This is a genomic window from Methylibium rhizosphaerae, from assembly GCF_006386545.1.
Taxonomy (GTDB): Bacteria; Pseudomonadota; Gammaproteobacteria; order Burkholderiales; family Burkholderiaceae_C; genus Pseudorivibacter; species Pseudorivibacter rhizosphaerae.
In genome coordinates this window covers 1-25,787 of sequence record NZ_SWAR01000026.1, presented here as the reverse complement: position 1 = coordinate 25,787, position 25,787 = coordinate 1, and the positions used below count along the sequence as shown (strand labels likewise).

Sequence of the window (25,787 nt, the reverse complement as noted above, 5' to 3'; positions counted from 1 at the left end):
ATCCCATGCTGACCGTCATCTGCGAATCACCGAGAAACCTGCAGGCGCTGGAGCGCCCGCGGCCTGAGCGCGCGCCCGGGGACGTCCTGCTGCGCGTGAAGCGGGTCGGTGTGTGCGGCACCGACCTGCACATCTTCACCGGCCACCAGCCGTACCTCGCCTATCCGCGCGTCATGGGGCACGAACTGTCGGGCGTGGTGGAGGAGGCCGATGCCGACAGCGGCCTGACGCCGGGCGAGCCCGTCTATGTCATGCCCTACCTGTCCTGTGGCCGCTGCGCGGCCTGCCGCCAGGGCAAGACCAACTGCTGCGTGAACATCCAGGTGCTGGGTGTTCACCGCGACGGCGCGTTCACCGAATACCTCACCGTGCCGCGGCGCTTCGTCGGCAAGGCCGAAGGCATCACGCTGGACCAGGCTGCCATGCTCGAGTTTCTTGCCATCGGTGCGCACGCGGTTCGCCGCGGCGAGGTCGCCGCCGGGCAGCGCGTGCTGGTGGTCGGCGCCGGGCCGATCGGCCTGGCGGCGATGATCTTCGCCAGGCTGCGCGGCGCCACGGTGACCGCCATCGACGGCCGACAGCCGCGGCTGGACTTTGCGCTGCGGCACGTGGGCGTGGCCGCCGCCGTCCCGCTGGGGGAGGGCGACGAGGCCGAACTGGCGCGGCTGAGCCAGGGCGAGTTCTTCGACGTGGTGTTCGACGCCACCGGCAACGCCCAGGCCATGGAGCGCGGCTTCCGCTTCGTTGCCCATGGCGGGCGCTACGTGCTGGTGTCCATCGTGCAAGGCGACATCCGCTTCTCGGACCCCGAGTTCCATCGCCGCGAGACCACGCTGCTGAGCAGCCGCAATGCCACCACCGAGGACTTCGAGACGGTGATGCAGGCGATGAAGGCAGGCCTGGTGCCCGATGCCGCGCTGGCCACGCACCGGCTCGCGCTGTCGGAGGTGCCGCAGCGCTTCCAGCGGCTGCTGGATCCGGCCGAAGGCGTGATCAAGGCCATCGTCGAGTGCTGATCGAAGCGGAAGCGATGAGCGCCGGCCATCCCATCCTGCAGTTCGGCACCAGCCGCTTCCTGCAGGCGCATGTCGATCTCTTCGTCAGCGAGGCCGCCGAGCGCGGCGAGGCCCTGGGCGGCATCACCGTCGTCCAGACCACCGGCAACCCGGTCAGCACCCGGCGCACCCAGGCCCTGGCGCGTGCGGAGGGCTTCGAGGTGATCGTGCGCGGCCTGGCGGACGGGCAGCCGGTGGAGATGCGCCGTACCTGCCGCTCGGTGCGCGAAGCCTTTCATGCCGGCGTTGACTGGCAGGCCGTGCGCGAACGCGCCCGCGGGCCGGTGCAGGTGATCGTGTCCAACACCGGCGATGGCGGTTGGGCCCTGTCGGCCGCCGACGGTGCCGCGCTGCTGGACCGTGCGGCGCCGGCACCGGCTGGCTTTCCCGCGAAGCTGCTGGTCCTGCTGCACGACCGCTGGCAGGCACGGCCCGATGCCGGCATGACCCTGCTGCCTTGCGAGCTGGTGTCGCGCAATGGCGCCCGGCTGCGCGAGGTCGTCCTGCAGCTGGCGCGTGACTGGCAATGCGCGCCCGCGTTCATCGACTGGATGGAAGCCCGGGTGGTCTGGGCGAACTCGCTGGTGGACCGCATCGTGTCGGAGGCCCTGGAGCCCGTCGGCGCGGTGGCGGAGCCCTACGCCTTGTGGGCCGTCGAAGCGCAGCCGGGTCTGACGCTGCCTTGCGTGCATCCTGCCGTGGTGGTGACCGCCGACCTCGGGCGTTTCGAGCGGCTCAAGCTCTTCCTGCTCAACCTCGGCCACACGGTGCTGGCCGACCTGTGGATCAAGGGCGGGTTCGGCTCCGACATGACGGTGCTGCAGGCGATGCAGGAGCCGGCACTGCGCCAGCCGCTCGAAGGCGCCTGGCAGCAGGAGGTGCTGCCGGTGTTCGACGCGCTGGGGGAGGGCGACGACGCGCGCCGCTACCTCGCCGGCCTGCGGGACCGCCTGCTCAATCCGTTCCTCGCGCACCGACTGTCCGACATTGCGCAGAACCATGAGCAAAAGAAGGCGCGCCGACTTCAACCCCTGGTCGAGCTGGCGCGCCTGCACCTGCCCGAACTGGCGCAGCCGCGCCTGCAGGCAGCGCTGCTGCCGCCGCACTGAACATGGAGCCTTCGATGCAACGCATGGGCATGGTGATCGGCATCGAGCCGGACCACATCGCCGAATACAAGCGGCTGCACGCCGCCGTATGGCCGGCCGTTCTGGCGCGGCTGGCCGCGTCCAACATCCGCAACTACACCATCTTCCTGCGCGAGCCGGAGAACCTGCTCTTCGGTTACTGGGAATATCACGGCAGCGACTACGAGGCGGACATGGCCGCGATCGCCGCCGACCCGGAAACCCGCCGCTGGTGGACCTTCTGCAGCCCCTGCCAGCGGCCCTTGCCCAGCCGCTCGGCCGGTGAACACTGGGCGTCGATGGAGTGCGTGTTCCATGTCGACTGACCGCCCGCCCGTGCCTGCGCTGATCGTGCTCCACCCTGCTGACAACGTTGCGGTCGCACGCGTCGCACTCGCGCCGGACGCGGACATTGCATCGACCGGCGGCACGACGATTCGAGTGAAGGACCCGATCGAGGCGGGTCACAAGATCGCGCTGCGTCCGATCGCGCGCGGCGAGGCCGTGCTGAAGTACGGTTTGCCCATCGGCATGGCAGCTGCCGACATCCAGCCCGGCGAACACGTGCATGTGCACAACGTGGGCATGGGTCAGTCGCTGCCGCCGCGCGCCGCGGCCGGCGGGCAGGCGGCGCACGTGGCCGCCGGCGAACACGCGAGCTTCGAAGGCTACCTGCGCCCCGATGGCCGCGCCGGAACCCGCAATTACATCGGCGTGGTCTCCTCGGTGAACTGCTCGGCCACGGTGTGCAAGGCGATCGCGCAAGCCTTCAGCGGCCCCGCGCTCGCCACGCTGCCCGGTGTGGACGGCGTGGTGGCCATCACCCATGGCAGCGGCTGCGGCATGAGCGATGGCGAAGGCCTCGAGCTGCTGCGGCGCACGCTGCGCGGCTATGCCGCCCATCCGAACTTCGCCGCGGTGCTGGTGGTGGGGCTGGGCTGCGAGGTCAACCAGGTCGATGCACTGGTCGAAGGCCTGGATGCCACCGCACGCGAGCGCATCCGCATGCTCACCATCCAGGATGCCGGCGGCACGCGCGAGGCGATCGATCTCGGACAGGCGCTGGTGCGCGAACTGGCCGTGCCGGCGGCACTGGCTCGGCGCACACGCCTGCCCGTCTCGCACCTGGTGGTCGGCCTGCAGTGCGGCGGCTCCGACGGCTACTCGGGCATCAGTGCGAATCCGGCGCTGGGCGCGGCAGTCGATCTCCTGGTGCGCCATGGCGGCACGGCCATCCTGTCGGAGACGCCGGAGATCTATGGCGCCGAGCACCTGCTGACCGCGCGCGCCGCATCGCCCGAGGTGGCGCAGCGGCTGATGTCGCGGCTGCAGTGGTGGGAGGACTACGCCGCGCGCAACGGCGCCGAGATGAACAACAACCCCTCGCCGGGCAACAAGGCCGGCGGCATCACCACCATCCTGGAGAAGTCGCTGGGCGCGGTGGCCAAGGGGGGCGGCAGCACGCTGATGGACGTGGTGGAGTACGCGCAGCCCGTGCAAAGCCGCGGCCTGGTGTTCATGGACACGCCGGGCTACGACCCGGTGTCGGCCACCGGCCAGGTGGCCGGCGGCGCGAACCTGATTTGCTTCACCACCGGCCGCGGGTCCACCTACGGCTGCAAGCCCGTGCCGTCGCTCAAGCTCGCCACCAACACCGCGATGTACCGGCGCATGAGCATGGACATGGACTTCAATGCCGGCGAGATCATCGACGGCACCCTTGGCGTGGCCGAGGCGGGCGAGCGTATCTTCCGGCTCATGCTGGCCGTGGCATCGGGCCAGCCCACCCTGAGCGAACAGCACGGACTGGGCGACAACGAGTTCGTGCCCTGGCAGCTGGGGGCGGTGATGTGACCCGGGCGCCCGCGTGAACAAGGGGAAATGAGCAAGCAATGGATCTGCATCTCAAGGACAAGGTGGTCATCGTCACCGGCGGCGGTGCCGGCATTGGCGCCGCGATTTGCCGGCAGCTGGCCCGCGAGCAGGCCATTCCGGTGGTGTTCGACCGGCACGCGCTGGAGCCGGCCATCGAGCAGGAGTTGCGCGTGCTGCAGCCGCGCTTCGCCTTCTTCCGGCTCGAGATGACCGACGAGTCCGCCTGCCGCGACGCGGTGGCGCAGACCGTGGCCCGCTTCCAGGCCATCGACGGGCTGGTGAACAACGCCGGCAGCAACGACGGCGTGGGTCTGGAGGCCGGCTGCGAGGCGTTCCGGCGCTCGCTGGAGGCGAACCTGGTGCACTGCTACCTGATGGCTCACCTGTGCCGCGAGCAGTTGGTCGCACGGCAGGGGGCCATCGTGAACATCGCCTCCAAGACCGCTCTCACCGGCCAGGGCGGCACCAGCGGCTATGTGGCGTCGAAAGCCGGGCTGCTGGGGCTGACGCGTGAATGGGCGGCTGCGCTGGCGGGGCAGGGCGTGCGGGTCAATGCGGTGCTGCCGGCGGAGGTCATGACGCCGATGTACCGGCGCTGGATCTCTTCGCGCCCCGATCCTGAAGCCGCGCTCGCCGGCATCGGGCGCCGGATTCCCCTGGGCCAGCGGATGACCACCGACCAGGAGATCGCCGACCAGGTGGTGTTCCTGCTGTCGGACCGCGCGTCGCACACCACCGGCCAATGGCTGCATCCCGACGGCGGGTACGTGCACCTGGACCGCGCATTGCCGTGACGCCCGACGATTTCCAGGGAGCCCTCCCATGCGCCTGAAAGGCAAGACCCTCCTGATCACCGCCGCCGGCCAGGGCATCGGCCGCGCCAGCGCCATCGCCTGCCTGCGCGAGGGTGCGCAGGTCATCGCCACCGACGTACGCGCCGACCTGCTCGACACGCTGGTCGGCGAGGCACCCGGCATGCGGACGAAGGTGCTCGACGTGCGCGATGCGTCTGCGGTGGAGTCGCTGGCCCGGGACCTGCCGGCGCTGGACGGACTGTTCAACTGCGCCGGCTTCGTGCACGAAGGCACGGTGCTCGACTGCGACGAAGCGGCCTGGGACTTCAGCCTCGATCTCAATGTCAAGAGCATGTACCGCATGACCCGCGCCTTCCTGCCCGGCATGCTCGACAAGGCGGCTGCGGGCAGCTCGCCGGCCATCCTCAACATGGCCTCGATGGCGTCGTCGATCAAGGGCTTCCCGAACCGCTTCGCCTACGGGGTCACCAAGGCGGCGGTGATCGGCCTCACCAAGGCGATCGCGGCAGATTTCGTTGCGCGGGGCCTGCGCTGCAACGCCCTGTGCCCCGGCACGGTCGATACTCCGTCGCTGCGCCAGCGCATCGCCCGTGCACCCGATCCGGTGCGGGCCGAGAAGGACTTCATTGCCCGCCAGCCCATGGGCCGCCTGGCCACCGTCGACGATATCTCGCCGATGGTGGTGTACCTGCTGAGCGACGAGTCGCGCTTCGTCACCGGCCAGGCCGTGCTGGTCGACGGCGGGGTCACCATCTGAACTTGCTGACCTGCTGAACCTGCTGAACTTGCGACTGAAAGGACGCTTCCCTTGAAACTGCTCCGCTACGGCCCCCGGGGCCAGGAAAAGCCCGGCGTGCTCGATGCCGAAGGCCGGGTGCGTGATCTGTCGGCCGTGGTGCCCGACCTTGCCGGCGAGGTGCTCACCGCGCAAGGCCTGGCGCGGCTGCGCGGCATCGACCCGGGCTCGCTGCCGCTGGTGGACGGCATGCCGCAGCAGGACCTGCGGCTGGGCCCGTGCGTGGGGCGCACCGGCAAGTTCATCTGCATCGGCCTCAACTACGCCGACCATGCGGCCGAGTCCAACATGCCCGTGCCCGCGGAGCCGGTGGTCTTCGGCAAGTGGACCAGCGCGATCTGCGGCCCCAACGACGACGTCGAGATTCCGCGCGGTTCCACCCGCACCGACTGGGAGGTGGAGCTCGGCGTGGTGATCGGCGATGGCGGACGCTACATCGACGAAGCCGACGCGATGAACCACGTGGCCGGCTACTGCGTGGTCCACGACGTGTCCGAGCGCGAGATCCAGCTCGAGCGCGGCGGCGGCCAGTGGGACAAAGGCAAGGGCTGCGACACCTTCGGACCGATCGGCCCCTGGCTGGTCACCGCCGACGAGGTGCCCGACCCGCAGCAGCTGGACCTGTGGCTGGAGGTCGACGGCCATCGCTACCAGAACGGCAACACCCGCACGATGGTGTTCGGCGTGCGGCAGCTGGTGAGCTACCTCAGCCGCTTCATGAGCCTGCAGCCCGGCGACATCATCGCCACCGGCACACCGCCCGGCGTGGGCCTGGGGCAGAAGCCGCCCAAATACCTGGTCGCGGGCCAGACGGTGCGCCTGGGCATCCAGGGGCTGGGAGAGCAGCGGCAGCGGACGGTACAGGGCTGAAGTGAACCACCCCCGTAGCGGCTTCGCCGCTCCCCCTCGAGGGGGCGACGCCAGCGGACCGGCGAAGCCGGATCCGCGGCGTCCGCTGGGTTGTGCTGGGTTCGTGCAATCGGGGTGCCGCTTCGGCGCCAGGGAAAACTGAGATGACCACCATCCGCTCGCTGCGCGTCGAGGACGTGCGGTTCCCGACCTCGCGGCTGCTCGATGGTTCGGATGCCATGAACCCCGACCCGGACTACTCCGCCGCCTATGTCGTGCTGGAGACGGACCAGCCGGGGCTCGAAGGCCACGGCCTCACCTTCACCATCGGCCGCGGCAACGAGATCTGCTGTGCCGCCGTCCGCGCGATGGAGCATCTGGTCGTGGGCCTGACGCTGGAGTGGATCGCCGAGGACATGGGCCGCTTCTGGCGCCACGTCACCTCCGACAGCCAGCTGCGCTGGATCGGCCCCGACAAGGGCGCCATGCACCTGGCCACCGGCGCCGTCGTGAACGCGGCCTGGGACCTGTGGGCCAAGGCGGCCGGCAAGCCGGTGTGGCAGCTGGTGGCCGACATGAGCCCGCAGGAGATCGTGCGGCTGCTGGACTTCCGCTACATCACCGACTGCATCACGCCGCAGGAGGCGCTGGCGCTGCTGAACCGGGTGGCGCCCACGCAGACCCGGCGCCGGGCCGAACTGCTGGCCAGCGGCTACCCCTGCTACACCACCTCGGCAGGCTGGCTGGGCTACGACGACGAGAAGCTGCGGCGCCTGGCGCAGCAGGCCGTCGACAGCGGCTTTCGCCACATCAAGCTCAAGGTCGGCCGCGACCTGCATGACGACATCCGTCGCCTGCGCATTGCCCGCGAGGTGCTGGGGCCGGACCGCGAGCTGATGATCGACGCCAACCAGGTGTGGGAGGTGGACCAGGCCATCGAGTGGCTGCAGCACCTGGCCTTCGCGAAGCCCTGGTTCATCGAAGAGCCGACAAGCCCGGACGACGTCGAAGGGCACCGCCGCATCCGCATGGCGATGGACGGGAAGATGCAGGTGGCCACCGGCGAGATGTGCCAGAACCGCATCGTCTTCAAGCAGATGATCATGCGCGGTGCGATCGACGTGGTGCAGATCGATGCCTGCCGCCTGGGTGGTCTCAACGAGGTGCTCGCGGTGATGCTGATGGCGGCCCGGCATGGGCTCAAGGTCTGCCCGCACGCCGGAGGTGTGGGCCTGTGCGAGTACGTGCAGCACCTGTCGATGATCGACTACCTGTGCATATCCGGCAGCAAGCAGGGCCGCGTGATCGAGTACGTGGACCATCTGCACGAGCACTTCATCGACCCTTGCATCGTGCGCGACGCGGCCTACATGCCGCCGCAGCGGCCGGGCTTCTCCATCGAGATGAAGCCGGCTTCCATCGAGCAATACCGCCGGGTCTAGGCCTGCGCCCCCAGGGACCCAAGCGTGAGGCTCCAAATAGCGTTAACAGGCCCTAGTTGGCCGGTGTCCTCAGTTCGTGCCCTCTGCAAAGAGGCGCACGAAGTCCAGCGACGACACGACCCCCTCGAGCTCGTTGTCCCTGGCCACGACCACGTGATGAACGCAGCTGTCCAGCATCATCCGCGCGACCCGTTCGGCAGGGGTGTCCGGCGTGACCACGATGGGCCGGTAGGTGCACAGCTGCCAGGCCCGGGTGTTCCTGGCGTCCTGCCTGCGGACGTGAAACTGGAGGACGTCGGTGCTGCTGATCACGCCGATCACGGCCGTGCCGTTGCCTTCGACCACAGGCACCCAGTGCAGGTCGCGAGCGTTGAGCAAGGTTTCGACCTGCTCGACGGTGTCGTCCATGCTCACGCGCCACACCTGGCGCGTCATCAAGGCGGAAATCGGCTGGCCCATGGTCATGGCTCCTTGTGTTCCTGTGGCGTGGGCGGCGTGCGCGGCGCCCGGCCGAGCCGGGCCTCCACCGCCAGCACATCGCGCGTGGTCCTGAGCAGCGTGTCCGGCGTGACGCTCATGGAGTCGATGCCCAGCTCCACGAGGTATTGCGCCATCTCGGGGTAGTCCGAGGGCGCCTGTCCGCAGATGCCGACGTGCCGTCCGTTGCGCCGGGCACCCTCGATGGCCCAGCGCAGCATGGTCATCACGCCTGCGTCCCGTTCATCGAAGTCGAACGACAGCAGGTCGGAGTCGCGGTCCACGCCGAGCACCAGTTGCGTGAGGTCGTTGGAGCCGATCGAGAAGCCGTCGAACAGCTTCGCAAAGGCGTCGATCTGGACCACGTTGTTCGGGATCTCGCACATCACGTAGATCTCCAGGCCGTTGTCGCCTCGCTTCAGGCCGAGCTCGGCCATCCTCGCCAGCACCCGTTCGGCCTCGTCGACGCGGCGGCAGAACGGGATCATCAGCTTCACGTTGGTGAGGCCCATGTCGTCGCGCACACGCTTCATCGCCGCGCATTCGAGTGCAAAGCCTTCGGCATAGGCGGGGTGCGCATAGCGGGAGGCACCCCGGAAGCCGATCATCGGATTGGCTTCGTCCGGCTCGAACGCCCGGCCGCCCAGCAGACTGGCGTACTCGTTGGTCTTGAAGTCGGACATCCGCACGATCACCGGCTTGGGGTGGAAGGCCGCGGCGATGGTCGCCACCCCCTCGGCCAGCTCGCGCACGAAGTAATCCGCCGGCCGCTCGCAGCCTCGGGTGAGCTGCGCGATCCGGGCACGCACCTGCGCATCGTCGATGCGTTCCGGGTGCACCAACGCCATCGGATGCGCCTGGATGTGCTCGGCAACGATGAACTCCATGCGCGCGAGGCCTACGCCGTCGTTGGGCAGCATCGCCGTCTGGAAGGCGACATCCGGATTGCCGAGGTTCACCATCAGGTGGGTCTGCGGTCGCGCCAGCGTGGTCACGTCGGTGCTGATCCTGCTGAACGGCAGTTCGCCCGCGTACACCCGGCCCTCGTTGCCTTCGGCGCACGAAACGGTCAGGGCATCACCGGTGCGGATGGCGGCCGTGGCGGTGCCGCAACCGACCACCGCCGGAATGCCGAGCTCACGCGCCACGATGGCCGCATGACAGGTGCGGCCGCCGCGGTTGGTCACCACCGCCGCTGCCTTCTTCATCACCGTGCCCCAGTCGGGCATGGTGGTGTCGGCCACCAGCACCTCGCCCGGCTCGAAATCGCCGAGCTGCGACACGTCGGCCACGACGCGCGCACGGCCGGTGGCCACCTTGCCGCCCACCGCGCGCCCGTGCACGACGGGTTTGCCGTGCGGGCCGAGCCTGTATTCGTCCACCAGCCCGAGCGGGCGCTGCGACACCACGGTCTCGGGCCGGGCCTGCACGATGTAGAGCTGGCCGTCCAGTCCGTCCTTGGCCCATTCCACGTCCATCGGCATTGGGCGGCCGGCCTTCGCGCTGTAGTGCGCCTCGATGCGCAGCGTCGCGTCGGCCAGTGCCATCACGTCGGCGTCGGCCAGGCAGTAGCGTTGCTGGTCCTCCAGGGGCGTCGGCACATTGCGCGTGGTCTCGCGCCCGGCCCCCTTGGAATAGACCATGCGGATCTCCTTGCCGCCCAGCCTGCGCCTGAGGACACACCGGCTGCCCTGGCGGAAGGTCGGCTTGAAGACGTAGAACTCGTCCGGGTCCACCGTGCCCTGCACCACGTTCTCGCCAAGGCCCCAGGCGCCTGTGACGAGCACCACGTCGCGGAAGCCGGTTTCGGTGTCGAGCGAGAAGCACACGCCGCTGGCGCCGCGGTCGGCCCGAACCATCTTCATCACACCTACCGACAGGTGCACCTTGAAGTGGTCGAAGCCGTGCTCCACGCGGTAGGCGATCGCCCGGTCCTTGAACAGGCTGGCGAAGCACAGCCGCACCGCATCGAGCAGGCGCGCCTCGCCCGAAACGTTGAGGAAGGTCTCGTGCTGGCCTGCGAAGCTGGCCGTGGGAAGGTCTTCCGCAGTGGCCGAGCTGCGCACGGCCAGGCTGAGCGCATCGCCGTATTCGGCCTTCAGCCGGGCATGGGCGGTCTTGATCTGCTCGACCAGCGCCGGCGGCAACGGTGCGGCATAGACGATCTCGCGCGCCTGCTGCGCGCGACGCGCGAGGTCGTCCACATCCGTCACGTCGAGGCCGTCGAGTGCCGCATGCAGCCGCGGCCAGGCATCGGCCTGGTCCAGCACATGGCGGTAGGCCTCGGCGGTGATGGCAAAGCCATCGGGCACACGCACGCCCTCCCGGGTGAGCTCGCGATACATCTCGCCCAGCGAGGCGTTCTTGCCGCCGACCAGCGGGACGTCGGCCACGCCCAGCTCGGAGAACCAGCGGATGAATGGACGGGGCGTTGCCATGTGGACCCCTAGCCGGCGGTCTTTTCGCGGCGCACCTGGAACCGGCCATCGAGCACTTCCATCAACCGTGTGATGCCGGTGTATTCGAGCTCGCTCATCGGCAGCATCGCGGCACCGACGAAGCCCTGCGCCCGCATGTCCATCGCCTTGGCGGCAACGCGATGGCGCACCTCGTCCCAGAACGGGTGCGCAAAGCAGTCGAGCAGTTCGGTGAGGCGTCCGCCATGCACCGACAGGGCTGCGCAGCTCACCAGCGGCGGGCCGTCGAAATAGCTGGTGCCGGTGTTCTGCGGAACCGGCATCAGCGGCATGTTGTGCGAGCCGCGCATGCCGCCGGCCACGAAGTGCCCGATCGCGAAAGGTGCCAGCACCTCGCCCGTGGCCGGAAAGTTCATCTGCGTGCGCACCAGCATCACCGGGTCGTCCTTGCCGGTGTACTTGCCGGCGATGTTGTGCAGCCGGGAGGTGGCCACGGCCGCCGCCTGCTCGCCCGTCGCGCGCGAATGCACCGACTCCACCACATAGCGTTCCGGGTCGCGAAGGAGCGCGGCGATCTCGTACAGCTGCTGCGGCGCTTCGAGGGTGATCACGCGATCGCCCTCGGTGTGGTTCACGTCCATGATCGTGAAGCGAAAGCCCTGGCTCATGGCCGGCGACAGCAGCAGGCCGGGGGTGGACATCGGATCGGCGAACGCGAGATACAGCGGCAGGTTGAAGGCGCCGGGGTCGGTCTTGTCGGCTGCGAAGAACAGCACCGGCTCGCTCGGCCGCTCGTCCATCTCGATTTCGGCCACGGCCGGGCCCATGCCCTTCACGTTGCCGGAGAACGCGTCCTTCAGCAAGTCCTGGCCTGCGCCGTAAAGACCCTGCTCGCGTGCCACGGCCGTGCCGGCCACGAAGGCGTCCCAGGCCAGCTTGTGGATGCGCGCATCGCCTGCGCCGCATCGGTGCGTCATCAGGATCGCGATGTCGTCGCCGGTGTGGGTCACGCGGTGGTCGACCAGCAGGCCTTCGCCTTGCTGCTTCACCCGGGCGCGCACGCTTTCGAGCAGGGCGTGCGATGGCGCGATGTGCCCGCCGATCGAGCCGATGTCGGCCTTGATGACGGAAAGGGTCATCTTCATGGTGTGTCTCCTGTGCTGTGCCGCGGCCGCGCGCTATGCGTTCTCGCGCGCCTGTTCGCGCTCCACCTGCCGCGGTGCCACGCGCGACAGGGCGGTGAGTTCCTGCCCGAGGAAGGCGCTCACGTCGTCGGCCGTCACGATGCCGATCAGCAACCCATGCACGTCGACCACCGGAAGCCGCCGGATGCCGTGCGTGCGCATGTTCCAGATCACGTCGAAGGCGGTTTCCGAGCCGAAGGCGGTCACCAGGTTCGGCTGCATCATGTCCTCGGCGACGAAGCGTTCCGGATTGAAGCCGTTGGCCATCACCCTCACGGCCAGGTCGCGGTCGGTCACGATGCCCACCGGCCGCACGCCGCCGTCGTGGTCATCCACCACCACCACGTCGCCGACGTGCCGGTCTCGCATCGCCCGCGCCAGTTCGACCGCCGGCGTGCTGCGCCGGCAAGTCACCACCGAGCGTGTGCAGAAGTCGCTCACATGCATGGTTTCCTCCACCAGGGCGGTGTCACCCTTCGACGTTCACTCTAGGAAGCGCGGCCTGCAGCGCGTTGCGCTGGATCAATCGCCCGCCACCGCACGGCCGCGGCCGGCTGCCCCGCGCGTGGGTTGATGCGTGTCAAGCGGGCGGCACATCGCGCGGCGCACGCTGCGGCTTGCAGCAGGAGCCTTCCCATGAGCATTGCCACCTTGTGCCGCCGCGACGTCGTCACGGTCGACCAGCACCTTCCCCTCTCGCAGGCCGCGCAGCTGATGCTCGACAGGCACATCGGCGCGCTCGTGCTGACGGCCGAAGACTCTCCCGGAGGAACGCGGGTGGCCGGTGTCGTGACCGACCGCGACCTTGCGATCGAAGCACTTGCGCGCAAGCTCGATGCGGATACCACCACCGTCGGCCAGCTCAACAGCGGCCGGCCGGTGGCCGTGCCCAGCGACGCCGGTGTCGAGGAGGCCATTGCCACCATGCGCGAAGAAGGCCTGCGACGCCTGCTCGTGACCGACGAGCGCCGCGAGCTGGTGGGTATCGTCACGTTGGACGACCTGGTCGAGGCGCTGGCCGCCCAGCTGTCGGACCTGGCAGCGGCGCTGCGCGAGGGCAGCCGGAAAGAGGCGGCAACCCATGTGCCGCAGTCTTCCCAGGCCGGGACCGTGCCGGCCCTCACGGTGCCGGGCACCGCGCTGGCGAGCCGCTGGCGCCAGATCAGCGAGCCCTGAGCGGCCCGCATCAGCCCCATGGCCTCCGTCAGCCTGCGCAAGCTGTGCAAGCAGTTCGGCAGCAACACGGTGCTGCGCGACGTCGATCTCGAGATCGCCGACGGCGAGTTCGTCGTGATGGTCGGCCCCTCCGGCTGCGGCAAATCCACGGTGCTCAATTGCATCGCCGGGCTGCAGGAGGTGACCAGCGGCGAGGTCTGGATCGGCGGCCGCCTGGTCAACGAAGTGCCACCCAAGGACCGCGACATCGCCATGGTGTTCCAGAGCTATGCGCTGTTTCCCAACATGGACGTGCGCCACAACATCACCTTCGGCATGGAGATGCGCAAGGTGCCCAAGCCCGAGCAGGAAACCCGTCTGGCCAAGGTGGCCCAGCTGCTGCAGATCACCGACCTGCTCGACCGCCGGCCGGCGCAACTGTCGGGCGGGCAGCGCCAGCGGGTGGCGATGGGCCGCGCCATGGTGCGCGAGCCGGCGGTGTTCCTGTTCGACGAGCCGCTGTCGAACCTCGACGCGAAGCTGCGCGTGCAGATGCGCGCCGAGCTCAAGGCGCTGCACCAGCGACTGCGTCAGACGGTGGTCTATGTGACGCACGATCAGGTCGAGGCCATGACGCTGGCCGATCGCATCGTGGTCATGAACGCCGGCCGCGTCGAGCAGGTGGGCACGCCGCTCCAGCTGTACGACAGGCCGGTCAATCAGTTCGTGGCCGGATTCATCGGTTCGCCCGCCATGAACTTCATCGCCGGCACCGTGCAGCGCGCCGGCAGTGACTTGCAGCTGGTCACTCGCGAAGGGGCCCGTTTCCCGCTGCCTCGTGTGGAAGCCTCCGAAGGCTCGCAAGTCACGCTGGGCGTGCGCCCCGAACACCTGGCGCCGGCCGAAGCGGGGCCGGTGAGCCTGAAGGTCGACATCGTCGAGCCCACGGGCGACATGACGAATCTATACGGTCGCGTGGCCGACGAGCTGGTGTGCGTGTGCGTGCACCACCGCCTCGCAGTGACGCCCGGGCAGACCGTGATGCTGCAGTGGCCGCTCGAGCATGTGAGGGTGTTCGATGCACAAGGCCGGCGGCTGCCGGTGCAAGGCGAGTAGCCACAGCCAGCCGATGCCGCACCCCCGACCGCGGCCGTTGCGTGCCGCCGGTCTCGCCGTCAGTCGTGCCGGATCGCCCTGACCGGGTCGAGCGCGGCGGCTCTCGCGGCCGGCACCAGCGACACGAGCACGCTGGCCAGGAACAGCACGATGCCCGGCGGGCCGATGTGTCCGGGAAGCAGCTTGGGATGGACGACGCCGGTGAGGCCGGGAATCGCGGAATAGCCCTGGAAGAAGCCGGACAGGTCGATGCCCACCCCGCCGAACCAGAGCACCAGCGCGGTACCGGCGCCGTAACCGATGAGCGACGCCACCACCATCAGCACCACCGTCTCATAGACCACCATGCGCTCGATCGCCCGCGCAGGCGTGCCGAGCGCCATCATCACGCCGAACTCCCGGGTGCGTTCGGCCACCGCCATGAAGACGGTGTTCATGATGGCGATCGCGATCACGAGGAAGGCGATGGCCAGCACGATGTTGCTGATGACCCGGTTGAGGCGAACCATCTCGTCCACCTGCGGCAGCAGCTCCTGCCATGGCACCAGCTGCAGGGCCGGCAGCGCCAGGCGCTCGCGCAGCGACTGCAGCTGGCCGTCCATCGCCGAGCGGTCGCGAAGTCGCAGGTTGATCGTCGACACGCGCGATCCGAGCCCGAGCAGTGCCTGCGCCGACCCGATCGTGACGAAAGCGATGGCGCCGTCGAACGAGCCGCTTTCGGTGGAGAAGATCCCGCCGATGCGCAGCGCCGCCGTGCCGAGCTCGCCGTCGGCCGCCTGCGCCATGAGGACCACCTTTTCGCCCAGGCGCACACCCAGCTTGTCGGCGAGCTTCCGGCCGATCACGATCTCGCGGTCGGTGCCGGCGGCCAGGGCGCGGCCTTCGACGATGGTGCGGTGGATGAAGGTGACTTCCCGCTCGGCCTGAGGGTCGATGCCCAGCACCAGGACGCCCTCCGACTTTGCCGCGCTGCTGACCAGCGCCTGCGCCTGCACGCGCGGCGCTGCGCCGGCGACCTCGGGCGACGCCCGCAGCGAAGCGAGCACCGCATCGGCATTCCCGATCGCCAGCTCGGGCGCGTGCTCGCGTCGGAACCCCTTGCGCTCCAGCTGGACGTGTCCGGTGAGGTAGCGGGTGGAGTTCTCGACCAGTTCTTCGCCAAAGCCGTCGAAATAGCCGAACAGGAAGACAAAGGCGAGGATGCCGAACGCGGTGCCCCCGGCCGTAATGGCGGTGCGGCGCGGATTGCGCAAGATGTTGCGTGCGGCGATCAGCATGAAGACGGGCCAGGCACGCGACGCCTGCCCGCTGCCATGCGCAGCACGCTGCCTCGGCGTGGCGATGCCCCGGATGGCGGCCACGGGCTCCAGCAGCGCAGCCTTGAACGCAGGGTACAGCGCGCTCAGGCAGGCGGTGGCGAAGACGACCAGCGACACCATCGCGCTGCGGTCCGGCCGAACGACCGGGAACACCACGTTCTCGAGGCCGGGCATGGTGCGCACGGCCGAACCGAAGGCGCCGAGGTCGATGCCGGTTCGCGCGAACAGTGCGCTCACAGAGAGCCCCAGCAGGTTGCCCGCTGCGAGGCCGACGGCACCGAGGATCATCGCCTCGAGGAGCACCATGCGCAGCAGTTGCGAGCGGCCCGTCCCCAGCGCCAGCATGATGCCGAACTCGCGCGTGCGCTCCAGCACCGCCATGAGGACCGGGTTGACGACGGCGGCCGCAACGATCCCGAAGAAGACGGCAAGCACGACGTAGGCCATCACCTCATGGAAGCGCGCGCTGACCGCCACCATCGGCAGCAGCCTTGGCCACGCCAGCACCTCGTAGCGCTCGCCCAGCGAGACGCCGATCCGCTCTCGCACCTGCTCGGCGTCATCCCGGTCTCGCAGGCGCAGCGCAATTGCCGTTGCGCCCTCCGGGGCGGCGTAGAAGCTGCGTGCCGCCGTCAGCGGCAGCACGGCGACCAGGCCGTCGAGGTCGTCGATGTTCGTGCGGAACACGCCGCGCACCGTGAATCGGCCACTCGCGATGGAGCCGTCGTAGGCCTGCCCGACCAACAGCAGCTCGCCGCCCGCGGCCAGGCCGAGCGATTCGGCCAGCTGCTCCCCGATCAGCACGCCGGAGTCGGCCTCGTCGCGAAGCGGCGTGCCGTCGACCACGGCATGGTGCAACCGCGTCACCTGTGTCTCCTCGTGCGGCGCAATGCCCACGAGCATCACGCCGCGCGACTTGTCGCCGCGGCTGGCCAGCGCACGGCCCTCGAGCCGAAGGCTGGCCGCGGCCACCGCCGGGTCGCCACTCACGCGCCGCAGCGCCTCGGAGGCGTCGGCCATGGTGCGCTCCAGCGTCGGGTCGTCGTGGTAGCCCTCGAGGTGCACCTGCAGGTCGCCGGCCAGGTAGCGCGTGGTGTTGTCGATCATCTGCTGGTTCATGCCGTCGATGAACGCCCACACGAAGGTCAGCGCGGCCAGGCCGATGGCGATCGACGCCACCGTGATCGCGGACCGGCGACGGTTGCGCTGGACGTTGCGCCACGCCAGCCGCGCGAGCATCAGCCGGGTCTCCTCTCGTCGGACTCGATGCGGCCGTCACGCAGCCGGATGACTCTGCGCGCGCGCTCGACCACCATCGGATCGTGGGTCGAGAACACGAAGGTCACGCCTTGCTCCTCGTTGAGCCGGCGCATCAGGTCCATCAAGGCGGCGCCGGCCTTCGAATCCAGGTTCGCGGTGGGTTCGTCCGGCAGCACGATGGTCGGCTCGGCGGCAATGGCGCGTGCCACGGCGACACGCTGCTGCTGCCCGCCGGAGAGTTGGGAAGGCCGGCGGTGCTCCAGGCCTTCGAGGCCCAGCGCCTTCAGCAGGGTCATCGAGCGAACCCGGCGCTCGGCCTGCGGTCGCCCCTGCAGCAGCATCACGAACTCCACGTTCTCCAGTGCCGACAGCACCGGAATGAGGTTGAACTCCTGGAACACGAAACCGATGTGACGCAGCCGCATTTCCGAGAGCGCGGCCCGGCGCATGCTTCCGACGTCGATGCCGGCCACCCAGATGCGGCCTGCGGTCGGCGAGTCCAGGCCGCCCATCATGTTGAGCAGAGTCGTCTTGCCGGAGCCCGAGGGGCCGACGAGCACGGCGAAGTCGCCGCGCCGGATCTCGAGGTCGATGCCGTCGAGCGCCTGCACGGTGATGGCGTCCTGGCGGTACTCGCGCGTGAGACCTTCGATGCGCACGATGAGCTCGTCCGTCATCCGCGTGCGGTTGACATCGATCGCGGAGGGTCTGTCCATGCCAGCAAGATAGAAGGTGGCCGGCCTGCCATCCTTGAGCGGCGTCAAGTCAGAAGAACCACTGCAGCTGCAGGTACAGCACGCGCGGCAGGGAGGAGAGCTCGCTGCCCGGGCGGCCGCTGAAGAACTGCGCTCCCACGGTCAGGTCGAGGTTCTCTCGTGGCGACCAGGTGAGCGCGGGCCGGTAGTAGCGGCTGCCGTCCTCCAGGTTGGCCACCAGCTCGTGGTACGTCGTCCACAAGGGTGTGAGCTCGTAGCGCACCGCCACGCCGGCATGGCGCCTGCGATCCGGCACGGCGGCGCCGTCGTTGAACAGCTCGCCGCTGAGGGTCACGGTGTTGGCGAACGCGTGGTCGGCGCCGAGCAGGACACGCGTGCCACCCCCCGGTCCCCAGGCCCGCGTGATCTCCGCGCGCACTCCGGTGGCGCCGATCTGGCCGGCCAGGTCCAGGCCGGCAACCGTGTCGCGACGGAACCGGCCCGCCACCACCGAGAAGTCCAAGCCGCCTCGGTTGTCGTGCCACATTGCGGCGAAGCTGGCATCGCGACGCAGGTGGTGCGGTGCCAGGACGACGGCGGCGCGTGAGACGGCCCCGAGCTTGTGCTCGACCAGGATCGCGTCGACGCCAATGCGCTCCTCGCGCTCGAGGGCCGTGGGAGACGGCGGGTTCAGGATGTCCAGCGGGCTCCAGAAGCGCCCGGTGCCCCAGGCGATGCGCTGGCGGCCGAAGCGCACGTCGGTGTCGCCGAACGACCCAGCGATCGACGCCCGGTGCAGGCGGTGCAGACCGTAGGCGTGCCCGGAGTCGAGGTAGTTCGCCTGGGCGTGCCACCAGGTCGGCGGCTCGCGCTCCTTGGCGGCCCGGAAGTCGCCGGTGCGCAGGTAGTCGCCCAGCAGCAGCTCGTTGTCGTATTGCACATCGACGGAGAGCCTGTCGGAGATCGGCCCCTTCAGCTCCAGGCGCAGGCGGCCCAGCCCGAGCGTGTAGCGATCGTGCGGCGGCACGATGCTGCGCGAATCGATCAGCAGGCTCTTGAAGTACCCGGAGACCGACGGCGGCGCCTCCTGGGCCTGGGCGCCGGCGGCCGCCGCCACAAGCGCAGCCGCCCAGGCGCCGCGTGCGAATCGCTCAGCGGCGCTGCAGGTGACGCTGCGTGAACACTTCATCGTCCAGCGGCGCGTTGAAGACGGCGTCCATGAGCTGCACCGTGGTCGCGTGTCCTGCCTTGGCGACAGGGCGCATTTCCCATCGGGTGGGCAGGCGGCGCCCGCCGACCTCTCGCACGTCGGTGAAGGTCATCACGCGCACGAGCTCCCCGCGTTCGTCGAAGTACTCCTGCCTGAGCGGGATCGAGTCCGACTTGCGCACGAAGTAGACGACGCGCCCCCACACCACGGCCGCATCGGGCCTGGGCGTGGCCACGACCCGGTGCACCGGATGGCCGTCGACCGGCGGCGCATCCGCGATGTCGTGCGTGTAGTCGTCCAGGATGCTGCTTTCCTTCACCAGATCGTCGTTGGTGAAGTCCGAGCCCATCCAGGGCTGCAGCATCATCGACGGCGGGACCTTGATCGTGCGCTCCACGCTCGGCAGGTAATTCCACATCTCGTTGCCGATGCGCAGCGAGCCGATGCCTGCTTCCTTGGCCGGCGCATCGATGCGGATGAACGTGCGCTTCGGGCGGTCCATCCAGACACGCAGCGCCAGCGTGCGCTGCCAGCGCGGCGTGACGATCTGCATTTCGTAGCGCCCCTGCAGCGTGCGGGCCCACAGCAGGTTCTCCACCCGCTCGAGCACCTGCCGCCCGGTGGGCTCGTCGCCCGCCCATGCAGGCAGGCACAAGGGCATGGCAAGCAGCACCGCGGCGATGAAGCGGCGGAGGAAGGGCAGTCGGCACATGAAGTCAGGGTAGGCCCGGCGTCGGTGACGGGGTTGACATGCATCAATGCCGCGGCCGGGAGCATGGCTAGTCTTGAACGCACTTCAGCGACCAAGGAGCCACGACATGAGACTGCAGACGCTGCGACATCGACTGCTCATCGAACTCGCCGCCGTCGCGATATCGGCCATGGCCATCGCATGGTCCGGCTTCGCCCAGGCGCAGGCACCGGCCGCCCAGAGCTCGAGCGAGCGCGGCGTGACGGTGAAGGTCACTCCCAAGGCCATTGGGCCGGGCGCCTCGGAATGGGAGTTCGCCGTCGTACTCGATACCCACAGCGCGGACCTGAGCGACGACCTGGTGAGCACGGCGGTGCTGGTTGTCGATGGCACCGAAGTGCGACCGGTCGCGTGGACCGGCGCCGCACCCGGGGGCCATCACCGCGAGGGCACGCTCAGGTTCCCTGCAGTTCCGCAGGCGCCGCAGGTCATCGAGCTGAGGATCCAGCGACCGGGCGAAGCCTCGGCGCGCGTGTTCCGCTGGGATGGCGCGGCGCTGCGCTGACTCATGAACGCCATCGCTATCGACATCGAGCAATCGGTCGACCCGTGTGCGGGATGACGGCGGCCTGGTCGTCATGCGCGCTGGGGCCTTCCTGAAGGTGGTGGTGTTGGATCGCCACGCCGTGTCCACATCGCAGCCCATCGGCTTGCGCGGCATCAACCCAGTACCTGCGCGCCCCCGCGGCGTCGGCAGCCTTGCATGGCTGCTGCTGCCGTGCCTGGCCAGCGGCTGCGCGAGCCTGCTGCCGCACGGCAGCATCCGCACGGCGTCGCCTTTTGCGAGCTTCGACGAGGCGCGCGCGGCCATCGAGCGGGTGGTGCCGTATCGCACCCGCACGTCCGAGCTGCGCGAGCTGGGCTTCGATCTGCACGACAGCGCCAACATGCGCGAGGTGCCTTACCCGGAGGTGGTGGCCAGGATCGCACCCAACCCCAGCATCCCGCTCGACCTGCTGGATGCCGGCATTCGCGACTGCATCGTTGCCCGGCAGGCCTGCCGGGCCTACGAGTTCAAGCTCAGCGAGCAGACACGCCAGCGCACGGGGGCCTTCCTGCTCGACTTCCTCAACTTCCGGCGCACGACCTTGGTGACGGGCTGGCACTTCGAGGGACTGCTGATCGTGCGGGACGACCTGGTGCTGTTCCGCAACCACGGCGGGGAGCCGCAGGTCCAGCGCACCGAGCAGCAGAGCAACCCGCTCGGGCCGCTGCAGCCGGCCGGGGAAGCCTCGGGCGGGCTGCTGCTGCGGTAGACGGCACCGGCCCGTCCCTGTGAGCGGGTTGCACTGGCGTCACCGGAGGTTTACGCGTTGTTCCACGTTGCTTCGCATCCGTGCGTGGCTGTTTGCAGGCGAGGCCTATGTTGTCTTCATCGAGTCGACGAACATGGAGCCCGCAATGAACGCTTCGACCATGGCTTCGCAAGACGGCCGGCACTACGAGCTGCGGTTCCGCTCGCTGTTCGACGCGGGGCGCGCCTACACCTTCCCGTGCGACGCAAGCGGCCAGGTCACGATGGACGCGCTGAGCGAGCGTGCGCTGTGCAACTACCTCTACGTGCGGGCCATGATCGGCCGAGAGTACCGATTTCCCCAGGTGGAAGCGGTGCTGCAGTAGCGTCTGTCAGGTGCGGTGCAGGCGCACGGGCGGCACCTGCACCGCGCGGCGCCGTCGCACGAGAATCGGTGCGTTGCTTCACATCAAGGTGTGGGTCGGCGCGAGGCACAGACTGCGGCCGAGCGCTGGCTCGCTTCAGGGGCAGGCCATGTTCGACGTGCAGGCAGGCAGATGACCCAACCGTCCCCCTTCGATCCGTGGCTGTGGAGCGCCAGGGCCGGCGAGGTGGCCGGCGCTTGCGCCGGCGGCGCTCGCATGCTCGGGGCGCTGCAGGCCAGGCGCCTGGCAACGCTGGTCGACACGGCTCGTCGCGATTCACCGCTGTTCCGTCGCCTGCTGAGCGGCGTCGACCCGTCGAGGCTGCGGCTCGAGGACTTGCCGGTCACCCGCAAACCGGAGTTGATGAGCTGCTTCGACGAGTGGGTTGCCGACCCGCGACTCACGCTCGACGGCTTGCGGCGTTTCACCGCGGACAGCCGGCGTATTGCGCAGCCGTATCTTGGGCACTACACCGTCTGGCAAAGCTCGGGTAGCACGGGCGAAGCAGGCATCTTCGTACAGGACGGCCTTGCCATGGCGGTGTACGACGCACTGGAAGCGCTGCGCCGGCCATGGTCAGCCAGGCGCTGGCTCGACCCGTGGTATCTCGGAGAGCGCATTGTTTTCGTCGGGGCCACAGAAGGGCATTTCGCTGGCGTCGTTTCGATGCGGCGGCTGCGGCGGCTCAATCCGGCGCTGGCCACCAGGCTGAGCGAGCTTTCGTTCCTGCGGCCGACGCGAGAGATGGTGGCCGAGCTGAACGCCATGGCACCGACCATCCTCGCAACCTATCCGAGTGCGGCCGTGCTGCTGGCAGAGGAGTTCGCGGCAGGTCGCCTGTCGGCGCGACCGCGGGAGGTGTGGACCGGTGGCGAGACCCTCACGCCGACCATGCGCCGGTTCGTCGAGCAGACCTTCGACTGCCCGGTGATCGACAGCTACGGCGCATCGGAGTTTCTGGCGCTGGCGTCGCAGTGCCGCTGCGGCCGGCTCCATCTGAACAGCGACTGGGCCATCCTGGAGTCGGTGGACGAGCACGGCCGCAGCGTGCCTTCGGGCGAGCTGGGCACGACGACATTGCTGACCAATCTGGCCAATCGGGTGCAGCCGCTGCTCCGCTACGACCTGGGCGACCGGATCGCCGTGCATGCAAGCCCCTGTGAATGCGGCTCGCCGCTGCCTGCCATCGACGTGGTCGGGCGGCATGACGAGATGCTGTGCCTGGGCAGCGGGGACAACGTCGTCCGGCTGATGCCGCTGGCTCTGTGTACGGTGCTCGAGGACGACGCGGGACTGTTCGACTTCCAGCTCGAGCAGCTGGGCGCCGCCGAGCTGCAACTGGCCACCGGCGCACAAGGCGAGGCGGCGCTGGCTTCGTTGGGCCGGGCCAAGGCCGTGCTCGGCGGCTACCTGAAGGCCCAGGGACTTCGGCGGGTGCGCATCGTCTGCCGGGCGGGTCATCCGCCCCGGCGAGGCGCAGGCGGAAAGGTGCAGCGCGTGATCGGCCTGGCAGAGCGCGCGCGCAGGTGACGCAGATCAATCCGGCTGGCGCAGTCGCCGCCTACGCTGGCCCCATCACACACCTCACCAGGAGCTGCCCCCATGCTTGCAGGCCATGCCCCATTTGCCATTGCCGTGCTGTCCCTGGCGCTGGCCGGATGCGCCGGCTCGGGTGCGCGCAGCGGCCCGACGCGCGCCGAACTCGGCCGGCAGGAGTTCGACAGGAGCTGCGCCGGATGCCACGGCGTCGACGGCAAGGGGCAGGGAAGCCTGGCAGGGCAGTTGCAGCAGGCTCCACCCGACCTGACCCTGCTCGCGCAGCGCAACCAGGGTCTGCTGCCGGCGCGGCGGCTGTACGAAGTGATCGACGGGCGGGCGACGGTGGCCGCGCACGGTCCGCGCGAGATGCCCGTATGGGGCCAGGCCTACCGGCTCGAAGCGGCCGACGAGTGCCGCGGTCCGAACTGCCGCCCCGAGAGCTACGTGCATGCGCGCATTGCGGCGCTGGTCGACCACGTCGGCCGGCTGCAGGTGAAGAAACCGGCGCGCGAGCTGCGCACCGATTGAAGCGCTGGAGGAGCACTGCCGTGCTCACTCGACCTTCACGGTGCGCAAGCGCAGCGCGTTGCCGATCACGCTCACCGACGACAGCGCCATGGCCGCCGCGGCCACCACCGGCGACAGCAGCAGCCCGAAGAACGGGTACAGCACGCCGGCGGCCAGCGGGATGCCCGCGACGTTGTAGGCGAAGCTCAGCACCAGGTTCTCGCGGATGTTGCGCATGGTGGCGCGCGAGAGGGTGCGCGCGCGAACGATGCCCATCAGGTCGCCCTTGAGCAGCGTGACGCCGGCGCTTTCCATCGCGACGTCGGTGCCGGTTCCCATGGCGATGCCCACCGTGGCCTGGGCCAGTGCCGGTGCATCGTTGACGCCGTCGCCCGCCATCGCGACCACGCGGCCTTCGCCCTGCAGGCGCTTGACCACCGCGGCCTTGTCCTCGGGCAGCACGTCGGCCACCACCTCGGCGATGCCCAGCTGCCGGCCCACCGCCTGCGCGGTGGTGGCGCCGTCGCCGGTGAGCATCACCACCCGCACGCCGGCGGCCGCGAGCGCCCGCAGCGCCTCGGGCGTGGTGGCCTTGATCGGGTCGGCGATCGCGACGAAGCCGGCAAGCCGGCCGCCCACGCCGACGAAGATGACGGTGGCAGCCTTCTGGCGCTGCTGCTCCGCGGCGGCGTCCAGAGCCGACGTAGCGATGGCATGCTCCGCCAGGAACCTCGCGCTGCCCGACACGATGCTCTCGCCGTCGACCGTTCCGACCACTCCCTTGCCGACCGGCGAATCGAAGTCGGTCACCGGCGACAGGGCCAGCCGGCGCTCCTGCGCATCCATCACGATGGCCATCGCCAGCGGATGCTCGCTGGCGCGCTCGACGCTGGCCAGCTTGCGCAGCACCTCGTCGGCCGTGAAGCCGGCGGCGGTCTCGATGTGCACCACCTTCGGACGGCCTTCGGTCAGGGTGCCGGTCTTGTCGACCACCAGGGTGTCGACCTTCTCCATCTTTTCCAGCGCTTCGGCATCGCGGATGAGCACGCCGTGCTGGGCCCCCTTGCCCACGCCCACCATGATCGACATCGGCGTCGCCAGGCCCAGCGCACAGGGGCAGGCGATGATGAGCACCGCCACCGCGGTGATGAGCGCATAGCTGAACGCCGGCGACGGACCCCAGGCCAGCCAGGCGCCGAAGGTCAGCGCGGCCACCAGGATCACCACCGGCACGAACCAGCCGGCGACCTGGTCTGCCATGCGCTGAATCGGCGCGCGGCTGCGCTGTGCGGCCGCCACCATGTGCACGATCTGCGACAGCAGGGTGTCGGCGCCGACCTTCTCGGCGCGCATGACGAAGCCGCCGGTCTGGTTCAGCGTGCCTGCGGTCACCTTCGAACCCACGGCCTTCGCCACCGGGATGGGTTCGCCGGTGACCATCGACTCGTCCACGTTGCCGCGGCCGTCGGTCAGCTCGCCGTCCACGGGCACCTTCTCGCCGGGGCGCACGCGAAGCAGGTCGCCCACCTGGATGGCGTCGACCTGCACCGTCTCGTCGGAGCCGTCGGGCCGGACCCTGACAGCCGTCTTGGGCGCCAGGCCGAGCAGCGCCTTGATGGCGCCGGAGGTCTTTTCCCGGGCCCGCAGTTCCAGCACCTGGCCCAGCAGCACCAGCACGGTGATGACGGCGGCCGCTTCGAAATACACGGCCACCGCGCCGCCGTCGCCGCGCAGCTCGGCCGGGAAGGCGCCCGGTGCGAGCGTCGCCACCAGGCTGTACAGCCAGGCGGCACCGGTGCCGAGCGCGATGAGCGTGAACATGTTGAGGCTGCGGTTTTGCAACGAGGCCAGCGCGCGGGTGAAGAAGGGCCAGCCGGCCCACAGCACCACCGGCGTGCCGAGCAGCAGCTGCACCCAGTTCGAGGTCTGCGGTGCCATGAGGTGGTGGATGTCGAACAGGTGGGCGCCCATCTCGAGGGCGAACACCGGCACGGTGAGTGCGGTGCCGACCCAGAAGCGGCGGGTCATGTCGCGCAGATCGGGGCTCTCGCCCTGGTCGGCGGTGGCCACCACCGGTTCGAGCGCCATGCCGCAGATGGGGCAATGGCCCGGGCCCATCTGCCGCACCTGCGGATGCATCGGGCAGGTGTATTCGACCTGGCCCGCTTCGCCCGCACGCGATGCCGGCTGTGGCGCGGCAGCCGGATGGGCTGCATGGCCGTGGTCGTGGTGGTCGTGGTGGTCGTGGTGGGCAGCATGCCCATGGTGGGCATGCTCGTGGTGCGCATCGGGTGTCGGCATGGGGGCTCCCGTTGTTGTTGTGCTGCAGTCTGGACCTTCACCTTGTGGGAAGGTCAAGGGGATTCCCTGCCGCCGGCCGAGGCATCGGCGCCGATGCCCGGCCGGGAGCGCCGGTTGCTAGGGCCTGTTATTGAGCAGGCGGGTAAATGTCTAACAACCGGTCAGGCTGCCGCGTACCGAACATGAGGCGCTCCAAACAGGTTGGCGAGAACTGCCGGCTGCTTCTGCCGGCGGTGCA

24 protein-coding genes are annotated in these 25,787 nt (G+C 69.3%); 15 read left to right on the top strand and 9 right to left on the bottom strand.

What is annotated here, in order from left to right; genetic code table 11:
- The first annotated feature begins 5 nt into the window (after positions 1 to 5).
- From E8D38_RS18135 to E8D38_RS18100, 8 genes are all read left to right on the top strand, one after another.
- Positions 6 to 1,016, top strand: coding sequence for a zinc-binding alcohol dehydrogenase family protein (locus E8D38_RS18135; protein WP_140634076.1), 1,011 nt, complete (start codon positions 6 to 8; stop codon positions 1,014 to 1,016).
- Positions 1,017 to 1,030: 14 nt separating this feature from the next.
- Positions 1,031 to 2,164: a mannitol dehydrogenase family protein gene (locus E8D38_RS18130; RefSeq protein WP_140634074.1), complete on the top strand. Its 1,134-nt coding sequence runs from the start codon at positions 1,031 to 1,033 to the stop codon at positions 2,162 to 2,164.
- Positions 2,165 to 2,178: 14 nt separating this feature from the next.
- Positions 2,179 to 2,508 (top strand): L-rhamnose mutarotase, encoded by a 330-nt coding sequence (locus E8D38_RS18125; protein WP_140634072.1) that lies wholly within the window; start codon positions 2,179 to 2,181, stop codon positions 2,506 to 2,508.
- Positions 2,498 to 4,036, top strand: coding sequence for a UxaA family hydrolase (locus tag E8D38_RS18120; protein WP_140634070.1), 1,539 nt, complete (start codon positions 2,498 to 2,500; stop codon positions 4,034 to 4,036). Before E8D38_RS18125 ends, E8D38_RS18120 begins: the two co-directional genes overlap by 11 nt.
- Before the next feature lie 38 nt (positions 4,037 to 4,074).
- Complete coding sequence (locus tag E8D38_RS18115) at positions 4,075 to 4,851, top strand: L-fucose dehydrogenase (protein ID WP_140634068.1); 777 nt, start codon at positions 4,075 to 4,077, stop codon at positions 4,849 to 4,851.
- Positions 4,852 to 4,879: 28 nt separating this feature from the next.
- Positions 4,880 to 5,629: an SDR family oxidoreductase gene (locus tag E8D38_RS18110; RefSeq protein WP_140634066.1), complete on the top strand. Its 750-nt coding sequence runs from the start codon at positions 4,880 to 4,882 to the stop codon at positions 5,627 to 5,629.
- A 51-nt stretch (positions 5,630 to 5,680) separates the two neighbouring features.
- On the top strand, positions 5,681 to 6,538 hold the full coding sequence (locus tag E8D38_RS18105; protein WP_140634064.1) for an ureidoglycolate lyase: 858 nt from the start codon (positions 5,681 to 5,683) through the stop codon (positions 6,536 to 6,538).
- A 143-nt stretch (positions 6,539 to 6,681) separates the two neighbouring features.
- Positions 6,682 to 7,959, top strand: a complete 1,278-nt coding sequence (locus E8D38_RS18100) for an L-fuconate dehydratase (protein WP_140634062.1) — start codon at positions 6,682 to 6,684, stop codon at positions 7,957 to 7,959.
- A gap of 69 nt (positions 7,960 to 8,028) precedes the next feature.
- On the opposite strand, the gene E8D38_RS18095 is transcribed toward E8D38_RS18100, so the two are convergent.
- The 4 genes from E8D38_RS18095 to E8D38_RS18080 are packed head-to-tail and all read right to left on the bottom strand — an operon-like array spanning position 8,029 to position 12,484.
- Positions 8,029 to 8,418 carry a CBS domain-containing protein gene (locus tag E8D38_RS18095; protein WP_140634060.1) on the bottom strand — a complete coding sequence of 130 codons (390 nt, stop codon included), beginning with the start codon at positions 8,416 to 8,418 and terminating at the stop codon, positions 8,029 to 8,031.
- Between the two features lie 2 nt (positions 8,419 to 8,420).
- Positions 8,421 to 10,874, bottom strand: a complete 2,454-nt coding sequence (gene ppsA / locus E8D38_RS18090) for a phosphoenolpyruvate synthase (RefSeq protein ID WP_140634058.1) — start codon at positions 10,872 to 10,874, stop codon at positions 8,421 to 8,423.
- 8 nt (positions 10,875 to 10,882) lie between these two features.
- A complete protein-coding gene (fbp, locus tag E8D38_RS18085) occupies positions 10,883 to 11,998 on the bottom strand; it encodes a fructose-1,6-bisphosphate aldolase/phosphatase (protein WP_140634056.1) in 1,116 nt (371 codons plus the stop codon).
- A gap of 33 nt (positions 11,999 to 12,031) precedes the next feature.
- The gene (locus E8D38_RS18080) at positions 12,032 to 12,484 is read right to left on the bottom strand and encodes a CBS domain-containing protein (protein ID WP_140634054.1); all 453 of its coding nucleotides are present in this window, start codon (positions 12,482 to 12,484) and stop codon (positions 12,032 to 12,034) included.
- A 189-nt stretch (positions 12,485 to 12,673) separates the two neighbouring features.
- Between E8D38_RS18080 and E8D38_RS18075 the strand changes: the two genes are divergently transcribed.
- Both E8D38_RS18075 and E8D38_RS18070 read left to right on the top strand, forming a co-directional pair.
- On the top strand, positions 12,674 to 13,213 hold the full coding sequence (locus E8D38_RS18075) for a CBS domain-containing protein (RefSeq protein WP_181179224.1): 540 nt from the start codon (positions 12,674 to 12,676) through the stop codon (positions 13,211 to 13,213).
- Between the two features lie 18 nt (positions 13,214 to 13,231).
- Positions 13,232 to 14,308 carry an ABC transporter ATP-binding protein gene (locus E8D38_RS18070; RefSeq protein ID WP_140634050.1) on the top strand — a complete coding sequence of 359 codons (1,077 nt, stop codon included), beginning with the start codon at positions 13,232 to 13,234 and terminating at the stop codon, positions 14,306 to 14,308.
- 59 nt (positions 14,309 to 14,367) lie between these two features.
- Here E8D38_RS18070 and E8D38_RS18065 read toward each other — a convergent pair whose 3' ends face one another.
- The 4 genes from E8D38_RS18065 to E8D38_RS18050 all read right to left on the bottom strand — a co-directional run bounded on the left by E8D38_RS18065 (position 14,368) and on the right by E8D38_RS18050 (position 19,504).
- Positions 14,368 to 16,866 (bottom strand): ABC transporter permease, encoded by a 2,499-nt coding sequence (locus E8D38_RS18065; RefSeq protein ID WP_246099552.1) that lies wholly within the window; start codon positions 16,864 to 16,866, stop codon positions 14,368 to 14,370.
- Entirely contained in the window at positions 16,866 to 17,564 is a 699-nt protein-coding gene (locus E8D38_RS18060) for an ABC transporter ATP-binding protein (RefSeq protein ID WP_140634193.1), read from the bottom strand. Before E8D38_RS18060 ends, E8D38_RS18065 begins: the two co-directional genes overlap by 1 nt.
- Positions 17,565 to 17,652: 88 nt before the next feature.
- Positions 17,653 to 18,771 carry a hypothetical protein gene (locus E8D38_RS18055; RefSeq protein WP_140634046.1) on the bottom strand — a complete coding sequence of 373 codons (1,119 nt, stop codon included), beginning with the start codon at positions 18,769 to 18,771 and terminating at the stop codon, positions 17,653 to 17,655.
- The gene (locus tag E8D38_RS18050) at positions 18,734 to 19,504 is read right to left on the bottom strand and encodes an outer membrane lipoprotein-sorting protein (protein WP_140634044.1); all 771 of its coding nucleotides are present in this window, start codon (positions 19,502 to 19,504) and stop codon (positions 18,734 to 18,736) included. The genes E8D38_RS18055 and E8D38_RS18050 overlap by 38 nt, the downstream gene beginning before the upstream one ends.
- Before the next feature lie 106 nt (positions 19,505 to 19,610).
- On the opposite strand from E8D38_RS18050, the gene E8D38_RS18045 reads away from it, so the two are divergent.
- The 5 genes from E8D38_RS18045 to E8D38_RS18025 all read left to right on the top strand — a co-directional run bounded on the left by E8D38_RS18045 (position 19,611) and on the right by E8D38_RS18025 (position 23,269).
- A complete protein-coding gene (locus E8D38_RS18045) occupies positions 19,611 to 20,048 on the top strand; it encodes a hypothetical protein (protein WP_140634042.1) in 438 nt (145 codons plus the stop codon).
- A gap of 121 nt (positions 20,049 to 20,169) precedes the next feature.
- Positions 20,170 to 20,799 (top strand): hypothetical protein, encoded by a 630-nt coding sequence (locus tag E8D38_RS18040; RefSeq protein ID WP_181179222.1) that lies wholly within the window; start codon positions 20,170 to 20,172, stop codon positions 20,797 to 20,799.
- A 145-nt stretch (positions 20,800 to 20,944) separates the two neighbouring features.
- A complete protein-coding gene (locus E8D38_RS18035; RefSeq protein ID WP_140634038.1) occupies positions 20,945 to 21,163 on the top strand; it encodes a hypothetical protein in 219 nt (72 codons plus the stop codon).
- Between the two features lie 255 nt (positions 21,164 to 21,418).
- A complete protein-coding gene (locus E8D38_RS18030; protein WP_246099550.1) occupies positions 21,419 to 22,732 on the top strand; it encodes a phenylacetate--CoA ligase family protein in 1,314 nt (437 codons plus the stop codon).
- Positions 22,733 to 22,804: 72 nt separating this feature from the next.
- Entirely contained in the window at positions 22,805 to 23,269 is a 465-nt protein-coding gene (locus tag E8D38_RS18025) for a c-type cytochrome (protein WP_140634036.1), read from the top strand.
- Between the two features lie 24 nt (positions 23,270 to 23,293).
- On the opposite strand, the gene E8D38_RS18020 is transcribed toward E8D38_RS18025, so the two are convergent.
- Positions 23,294 to 25,549 carry a copper-transporting P-type ATPase gene (locus E8D38_RS18020; protein WP_140634034.1) on the bottom strand — a complete coding sequence of 752 codons (2,256 nt, stop codon included), beginning with the start codon at positions 25,547 to 25,549 and terminating at the stop codon, positions 23,294 to 23,296.
- Positions 25,550 to 25,787: the final 238 nt, after the last annotated feature.

Coding starts and splice junctions, on each gene's coding strand:
- E8D38_RS18045 (WP_140634042.1), top strand. CDS start 19,611: ATGAGACTGCAGACGCTGCGACATCGACTGCTCATCGAACTCGCCGCC.
- E8D38_RS18050 (WP_140634044.1), bottom strand. CDS start 19,504: ATGTGCCGACTGCCCTTCCTCCGCCGCTTCATCGCCGCGGTGCTGCTT.
- E8D38_RS18095 (WP_140634060.1), bottom strand. CDS start 8,418: ATGGGCCAGCCGATTTCCGCCTTGATGACGCGCCAGGTGTGGCGCGTG.
- E8D38_RS18135 (WP_140634076.1), top strand. CDS start 6: ATGCTGACCGTCATCTGCGAATCACCGAGAAACCTGCAGGCGCTGGAG.
- E8D38_RS18075 (WP_181179224.1), top strand. CDS start 12,674: ATGAGCATTGCCACCTTGTGCCGCCGCGACGTCGTCACGGTCGACCAG.
- E8D38_RS18115 (WP_140634068.1), top strand. CDS start 4,075: ATGGATCTGCATCTCAAGGACAAGGTGGTCATCGTCACCGGCGGCGGT.
- ppsA (WP_140634058.1), bottom strand. CDS start 10,874: ATGGCAACGCCCCGTCCATTCATCCGCTGGTTCTCCGAGCTGGGCGTG.
- E8D38_RS18035 (WP_140634038.1), top strand. CDS start 20,945: ATGAACGCTTCGACCATGGCTTCGCAAGACGGCCGGCACTACGAGCTG.
- E8D38_RS18130 (WP_140634074.1), top strand. CDS start 1,031: ATGAGCGCCGGCCATCCCATCCTGCAGTTCGGCACCAGCCGCTTCCTG.
- fbp (WP_140634056.1), bottom strand. CDS start 11,998: ATGAAGATGACCCTTTCCGTCATCAAGGCCGACATCGGCTCGATCGGC.
- E8D38_RS18025 (WP_140634036.1), top strand. CDS start 22,805: ATGCTTGCAGGCCATGCCCCATTTGCCATTGCCGTGCTGTCCCTGGCG.
- E8D38_RS18065 (WP_246099552.1), bottom strand. CDS start 16,866: ATGCTCGCGCGGCTGGCGTGGCGCAACGTCCAGCGCAACCGTCGCCGG.
- E8D38_RS18125 (WP_140634072.1), top strand. CDS start 2,179: ATGCAACGCATGGGCATGGTGATCGGCATCGAGCCGGACCACATCGCC.
- E8D38_RS18030 (WP_246099550.1), top strand. CDS start 21,419: ATGCTCGGGGCGCTGCAGGCCAGGCGCCTGGCAACGCTGGTCGACACG.
- E8D38_RS18100 (WP_140634062.1), top strand. CDS start 6,682: ATGACCACCATCCGCTCGCTGCGCGTCGAGGACGTGCGGTTCCCGACC.
- E8D38_RS18110 (WP_140634066.1), top strand. CDS start 4,880: ATGCGCCTGAAAGGCAAGACCCTCCTGATCACCGCCGCCGGCCAGGGC.
- E8D38_RS18020 (WP_140634034.1), bottom strand. CDS start 25,549: ATGCCGACACCCGATGCGCACCACGAGCATGCCCACCATGGGCATGCT.
- E8D38_RS18120 (WP_140634070.1), top strand. CDS start 2,498: ATGTCGACTGACCGCCCGCCCGTGCCTGCGCTGATCGTGCTCCACCCT.
- E8D38_RS18060 (WP_140634193.1), bottom strand. CDS start 17,564: ATGACGGACGAGCTCATCGTGCGCATCGAAGGTCTCACGCGCGAGTAC.
- E8D38_RS18080 (WP_140634054.1), bottom strand. CDS start 12,484: ATGCATGTGAGCGACTTCTGCACACGCTCGGTGGTGACTTGCCGGCGC.
- E8D38_RS18055 (WP_140634046.1), bottom strand. CDS start 18,771: ATGAAGTGTTCACGCAGCGTCACCTGCAGCGCCGCTGAGCGATTCGCA.
- E8D38_RS18070 (WP_140634050.1), top strand. CDS start 13,232: ATGGCCTCCGTCAGCCTGCGCAAGCTGTGCAAGCAGTTCGGCAGCAAC.